At 68.7% G+C, this 6,261-nt stretch carries 5 protein-coding genes and 1 pseudogene; 4 read left to right on the forward strand and 2 right to left on the reverse strand.

The window, feature by feature from the left end; genetic code table 11:
• The 3 genes and pseudogenes from ACFTZB_RS41585 to ACFTZB_RS41595 all read left to right on the forward strand — a co-directional run.
• A pseudogene (locus tag ACFTZB_RS41585) lies at positions 1–2,255 on the forward strand (protein kinase); the annotation flags it as partial.
• A gap of 58 nt (positions 2,256–2,313) precedes the next feature.
• Entirely contained in the window at positions 2,314–3,042 is a 729-nt protein-coding gene (locus tag ACFTZB_RS41590; protein ID WP_378441178.1) for a flavodoxin family protein, read from the forward strand.
• A 24-nt stretch (positions 3,043–3,066) separates the two neighbouring features.
• A complete protein-coding gene (locus ACFTZB_RS41595) occupies positions 3,067–3,936 on the forward strand; it encodes a class II glutamine amidotransferase (protein ID WP_378441180.1) in 870 nt (289 codons plus the stop codon).
• Between the two features lie 10 nt (positions 3,937–3,946).
• Here the strand turns inward: ACFTZB_RS41595 and ACFTZB_RS41600 are convergent, their stop codons facing one another.
• Positions 3,947–4,996, reverse strand: a complete 1,050-nt coding sequence (locus tag ACFTZB_RS41600) for a 2Fe-2S iron-sulfur cluster-binding protein (protein WP_378441182.1) — start codon at positions 4,994–4,996, stop codon at positions 3,947–3,949.
• Between the two features lie 181 nt (positions 4,997–5,177).
• The gene (locus ACFTZB_RS41605) at positions 5,178–5,939 is read right to left on the reverse strand and encodes an SDR family NAD(P)-dependent oxidoreductase (RefSeq protein WP_378441184.1); all 762 of its coding nucleotides are present in this window, start codon (positions 5,937–5,939) and stop codon (positions 5,178–5,180) included.
• Positions 5,940–6,052: 113 nt separating this feature from the next.
• Between ACFTZB_RS41605 and ACFTZB_RS41610 the strand changes: the two genes are divergently transcribed.
• The coding region (locus tag ACFTZB_RS41610; protein ID WP_378441186.1) for an SDR family NAD(P)-dependent oxidoreductase at positions 6,053–6,261 on the forward strand (209 nt) is incomplete at its 3' end.

Consider the following 6,261-nt stretch of genomic DNA (forward strand, 5'->3'; position numbering starts at 1 on the left):
ACGACGACAACAACGTCGTGTGGTTCCTGTCGCACCTCGTCGAGGCGATCCGCCGCGCCGAGCCGACGCTGGCCGACGAACTGGGCCAGGCGCTCGACGAGAACGGCGCCGACGCGGAACGGTTCGTGCTGACGTCGCTGGTGAATCAGGTCCACGACAGCAGGCGGCACGTGGTGGTGATGATCGACGACTGGCACCGTGTGACGTCATCGGACACGATCGCGGCGATGGACTTCATCCTGGAGAACGGCTGCCACCACCTGCAGATGGTGGTGAGCAGCCGAAGCCAGGCGGGACTTCCGCTCGCCAAGATGCGGGTGCGCGACGAGCTGGTCGAAATCGACTCCGTGGCTTTGCGTTTCGACCTGACGGAATCGCAGCGGTTCCTCGTCGACCTCGGCGGACTGCACCTCGACGACTCCGACGTGGAGGCGCTGGAGGAGACCACGGACGGGTGGGTGGCGGCGCTGCAACTGGCGTCGCTGTCGCTGCGCGACCGCGACGACCCCGGCGACCTCATCCGGCACATGTCGGGCCGCCACCACGCGATCGGCGAGTACCTGGCGGAGAACGTGCTCAGCACCCTCGAGCCCGCGCTGCTCGACTTCATGCTGGCCACGTCGATCACCGAGCGGGTGTGCGGTGAACTCGCGGGCGTGCTGGCGAACGTGACCCGCGGTCAGGCCCTTCTCGAGCAGGTCGAATCGCGCGACCTGTTCCTGCGCAGCCTCGACGAGGACCGCGAGTGGTTCGAGTACCACCACCTGTTCGCCGAATATCTCCGCCGACGGCTCGAGCGCGATCATCCGTCGCGCGTCGCGGATCTGCACCGTGCGGCCGCGCACTGGTTCGCCGACCACCACTACGTCAGCGACGCAGTGGATCACGCGCTGGCGGCGGGCGACCGCGACGTGGCCGTCGTGGTGGTCGAGGAACAGGGCATGTATCTGGTGGAGCATTCACGGATGGTCGCGCTGCTCGGCCTGGTCGACAAGCTGCCGCAGACGCTGGTCGAGTCCAGTCCGCGCATCCAGATCGCGGTGGCGTGGGCGAACATCCTGCTGCAGCGGGTGTCGCCGGCGCTGAAGGCCCTGTCGCTGGTCGCGTCGAGCCTCGAGTCCTCGTCGCTGAGCGAGTCCGAGCAGGCCGACATCCGGGTGGAGGGCGACATCGTCCGCGCCGTGATCGCGGTGTCGTCCGATCGCATCGCCGGAGTACCCGACCTCATCGCGGAATGTCTGGCCCGGCCGGAAACACTACGCGCGTGGGTGGTCTCGGCGGGGGCCAATCTCGCCTCCGCGGTCGCGATCGCCCAGTTCGACTTCGTGGAGGCCCGCCGCCTGCAGGAGTGGGCCACCGGCTACCACCAGCGGACCATCGGACCGTTCAGCAAGATGTACGGCTACTGTTTCGCCGGAATCGCCGCGTGGGAGCAACTCGACATCACGGCCGCCGAGGACAACTTCCGGCTGGCCGTGCAGACCGCGACGAAATCGATCGGCTCGCACTCGCACGCCGCACGTCTCGCGGGGGCGCTCCTGGGCGAGCTGATGTACGAGCTCGGCCGTCTCGACGAAGCCGAGCGACTTCTCGACGAGAGCTACGAACTCGGACCCGAGGCGGGCATAGTCGATTTCATGATCGCCCGGTTCGTGACGGGCGCCCGGCTGAAGGCGGCCCGCGGCGACGTCGTGTCCGCTGCCCGGCACCTCGACGAGGGAGCGTCCGCGGCGGCGTCGCTGGGACTGCCCAGGCTGCGGGCCCGGGTCGAGAACGAGCGGGTCCGGCTCGGCCTGCCCGCCTCGCCGCAGCCGCCGCCCACTGCCGGGAAACCCACCCGGGAACCCGATTTCGGTTTCGCCGAGATCATCGCGCAGCTCGACGACGCCACCGAGATCCGGAAGCAGTCGGCGGTCGAGCCCGACGTCGCGTGTCGTCGCGCGCAGGAGTGGGTGCGCCGGGTCGAGCAGGAGCGCAGGCCGAGGGCGGCGATGCAGGCCAATCGCCTGCTCGTCGCGTGCCTGGTGGCCGCGGGACGGGTCGACGAAGCGAAGCCGGTGCTGGCGTCCATCGCCGCGACGTGTGTGCGAATCGGCTTCGTGCGCTACCTCATCGACGGCGGTCCGCGCATGGTGCCCGCCCTGACGGCACTCCTCGAGGACAGGCGAGCGGGCCGGTGGTCGTCCGACTGGCCGGATGTTCCGGCGGAGTTCCTGGCCGCGGCACTGGAGACGGCGACGCCGATCGAGAGCTAGCCGTGCCCTGTCGCCACTTCCGCCACGAACAGGAACCGCCGCGGCATATCGTGGACTGATGACCGATCCATCGCCGCAGGACGGACCACGGTTCAGCGGGCTGCGTGCCCTGTTCGTCAACTGCACCCTCAAGCGGTCACCCGATGTGAGCAACACCCAGGGGTTGATCGACCGCAGTGTCGGGCTGATGGAGAAGGAAGGAGTGTCGGTCGACCAGTTCCGGGCGGTGGACCACGACATCGCGACCGGCGTCTACCCGGACATGACCGAGCACGGGTGGCCGAGCGACGAATGGCCGGAACTGTTCCGGCGTGTCCTGGACGCCGACATCCTGGTGCTGGCGGGCCCGATCTGGCTGGGCGACAACGGTTCCGTCACGAAGCAGGTGATCGAGCGGCTGTACGGGTGTTCTTCGCTGCTCAACGACCACGGCCAGTACGCGTACTACGGGCGGGCCGGCGGTTGCCTGATCACGGGCAACGAGGACGGGGTCAAGCATTGCGCGATGAACATCCTCTACAGCCTCCAGCATCTCGGATACGTGATCCCGCCGCAGGCCGACGCCGGATGGATCGGTGAAGCGGGCCCCGGCCCGTCGTATCTCGACGAGGGGTCGGGCGGCCCGGAGAACGATTTCACCAACCGCAACACCACGTTCATGACGTACAACCTGATGCACGTCGCCGCGATGCTGAAGAAGGCAGGCGGGTTCCCCGTGTACGGCAATCAACGCTCGGAGTGGGACGCCGGTTGCCGCCCCGACTTCGCCAACCCGGACTACCGCTGAACCGTCCCACCCGAGAGGGAAGCCATGTGCCGATTGTTCGGGCTGTCCGCCGCCCCGCACCGCGTCCGCGCGTCGTTCTGGCTGCTCGACGCCCCGGACAGCCTGGCGCAGCAGAGTCACCGCGAGCCGGACGGCACCGGCCTCGGCACGTTCGCGGAGGACGGGACGCCAGTGGTCGAGAAGCAACCGCTCGCCGCCTACGAGGACGCGGAGTTCGCGCAGGAGGCGAAGCACCGGTACTCGGCCACATTCGTCGCGCACATCCGTTTCGCGACCACGGGCGAACTGCTTCCGCAGAACACTCATCCGTTCGCCCAGAACGGTCGCGTGTTCGCCCACAACGGCGTGGTCGAGGACCTGCCGAAGCTCGAGGCGGAACTGGGCTCCGATCTCGCGCTCGTTCACGGCGACACCGATTCGGAACGCGTCTTCGCGCTCGTGACCAGTCACATCGGCAGGAACGGCGGCGACGTCACGGCAGGGATCACGTCGGCCGCGCGGTGGCTGGCCGACAACGTGCCGATCTACGCGCTCAACATCCTGCTCACCACCCCCGGCGAGTTGTGGGCGCTGCGCTACCCGGACACGCACGATCTGCTCTTCCTCGAGCGGCGCGCGGGCGGTCCGAGCGGCGGACGCCACCTCCAGCACGCGAGCACCCCCGGCCGGATCCGAGCCAGGTCCGAACATCTCGCCGAGCGTCCCGCGGTGGTCGTCGCCAGTGAGCAGATGGACGAGGACCCCGGGTGGACGCCGCTGCAGCCGGGCGAACTGCTCCACGTCGGCCGCGACCTCGGCGTCACCCGCGATGTGATCGTCGACCGCCCGCCGCGGTACCCGATCCGCCTCGCCGACCTGAACGCCCGCGCGGCGGCCGCGCAGACCGAGAAGTAGCCGGCACCAGTCAGAACTCGACCCGCACGTGCCCGCTGACGGGACGGGCCTGGCACGCGAGGATGTAGCCGCTCGCGATGTCCTCGGGGTCGAGGATCGACGCGTTGTCCATGTCCACTTCACCCTCGACGACCGTGCATGCGCAGGAACCGCATTCGCCTTCGCGGCACGAGTACGGGACGTCGAGGCCCTTGGACAGCATGACGTCGACGAGCGTCGCCCGGCGCGGCCAGGTGAGGTTGTGCGCCTCACCGTCGAGGCGCACCTCGACCGTCGACGCCGCTCCCGCTTCCGGCAGGTCCTCGACCACGACGTCCGCGAACGGATCCCCGGACAGTGAGATGAACACCTCGGCGTGCACCCGATCCCGTGGGACGCCGGCGAGTGCGAGCGACTCGTGGATCGCGTCCATGAAGGGGCGGGGTCCGCACAGGTAGGCGCGGTGATCCCGGAACCGGTCCGACAGATTCGCCAGCTGGCGTGGTGTCGGCAGGCCCTGCACACTCTCGAGCCAGTGCACGACGGTCAGCCGATGTTCGTGGCGGGCGGCGAGGTCCCGCAACTCGTCGGCGAAGATCACCGACTTCTCGTCCCGGTTCGCGTACACGAGAACGACTTTCCCGCTCCCTTCGCTCAGCGCCGATTTGAGGATCGACATCACCGGGGTGATTCCGCTTCCCGCGGCGAACAGGATCAGGTCCTCGTCCAGGCTGGCCGGAGTGAACACGCCCGCGGGCGGCAGCACCTCGATGCGGTCGCCGACGCCGACGTTGTCGCACAACCAGTGCGAACCGTATCCGCCCGCGGTGCGCTTGATCGTCACCTTCGGCAGGTCGTCGGTGAACGGCGAACTGGCCAGCGAGTAGCACCGGGCGACCGATCCCGTCCGATCGCTCGGGATACGCAGCGTCAGGAACTGTCCCGGCTTGTAGGCGAATTCGTGCCTGCGCTCGTCGGGCACGTCGAACACCAGCGACCGGGCGTCGGACGTCTCCTCCACGACGGCGGCCACGGTGACCACTACTGATCGCGAACTGCGTGGTGTTTCAACGGTCGTCATCGCGACGGTGCCCTCTCGCTACGGTAATTCGATCCTGCCGAAACTAGTGCAGTTCGACAGCGGTGGCCTCAGCCTTTCCCGCTGGGCGGGACCCGGATTCTCGCCGTCAGCCCCAACGGGACTGCCCGCCGTCAGCCCCAACGGGACTGCCCGCCGTCAGCCCCAACGGGACTGCCCGCCGTCAGCCCCAACGGGACTGCCCGCCGTCCAGGGGGATGGTCGCCCCTGTGAGATAGCCGGCGTCCTCGCCGACGAGGAACACGACGGCCCGTCCGATGTCGGTCTCCGCGTCACCGACGCGTCCGAGGGGGATGCCCGCCACGAACTCCGCCGCCTCGTCCGGGTTCCGGTCCATCCACCGCGCGAGGGCCGGACTCTTGGCGTGCGGAGCGACGGACAGCACGCGGATGCCGTCCCGGCCCCATTCGCAGGCCGCCGACCTGGTCAGCGAACGCATGCCCTCCTTGATCGAACCGTAGGCGCCGTAGTTGCTGGCGTCCCAGCGCACGGCCGCCGACGTGACGAGGTTGACGATCACGCCGCCGCCGCGCGAGACCATGTGCGGGTGGCACGACTGCATCATGCGCAGCGTCGCGAGCGGTCCCGTCGCGAACGACCGCTCGTACTCCTCGTCGATCACCGACAGGATCGGTCCCGGTGAGCAGTCGTTGGCGTTGTTGACCAGGATGTCGACGCCGCCGAACAGATCCACGGTCCGCTCGACGGCGGACGTGATGTCCTCGCGCCTGCTGACGTCGCACACCACGGGTGCGCTGCGGGCGCCGATCGCGGACAGTTGCTCGCACGTGTCGTGCAGTTTCGATTCCGTGCGTCCGGCGACCGCGATCGCAGCCCCTTCCCGTGCGAGGGCGAGGGCGATTCCCTGCCCGATCCCCTGGCCCGCACCCGTGATCAGTGCGACCTTGCCGTCGAGTGTGTTCATGTTCGCTCCCGTTCCCCTACCATCGGACCAAGCAATTGCTTGGTCGTGCATATTCACTGATCCCCGCCGAGCGCCGGGTCTCCCCCGCGCTCCTCACTCCGAAGGTCTTCCCCGTGACACATCCCCACCCTCTCGATTTCAGTGGCCGCTCCGTCGTCGTGACCGGCGGCACCAAGGGCATCGGTTTCGTCGTCGCCGAGTCGTTTCTCTCCGCGGGTGCGAACGTGCTCGTGTGCGGCCGCTCCGCGCCGGACATCCTGCCCGCACACGGCGATCGCACCGCCGCGTTCCGCACCACCGACGTTCGCGACCACGCCGACGC

Origin of the sequence: Rhodococcus sp. NPDC057014, from assembly GCF_042673295.1 — a bacterium.
Lineage (GTDB): Bacteria > Actinomycetota > Actinomycetes > Mycobacteriales > Mycobacteriaceae > Rhodococcus_F.

Bases quoted from the DNA above. Each gene is read 5' to 3' on its own strand.
- ACFTZB_RS41590 (WP_378441178.1), top strand. From the start codon at position 2,314: ATGACCGATCCATCGCCGCAGGACGGACCACGGTTCAGCGGGCTGCGT.
- ACFTZB_RS41595 (WP_378441180.1), top strand. From the start codon at position 3,067: ATGTGCCGATTGTTCGGGCTGTCCGCCGCCCCGCACCGCGTCCGCGCG.
- ACFTZB_RS41600 (WP_378441182.1), bottom strand. From the start codon at position 4,996: ATGACGACCGTTGAAACACCACGCAGTTCGCGATCAGTAGTGGTCACC.
- ACFTZB_RS41605 (WP_378441184.1), bottom strand. From the start codon at position 5,939: ATGAACACACTCGACGGCAAGGTCGCACTGATCACGGGTGCGGGCCAG.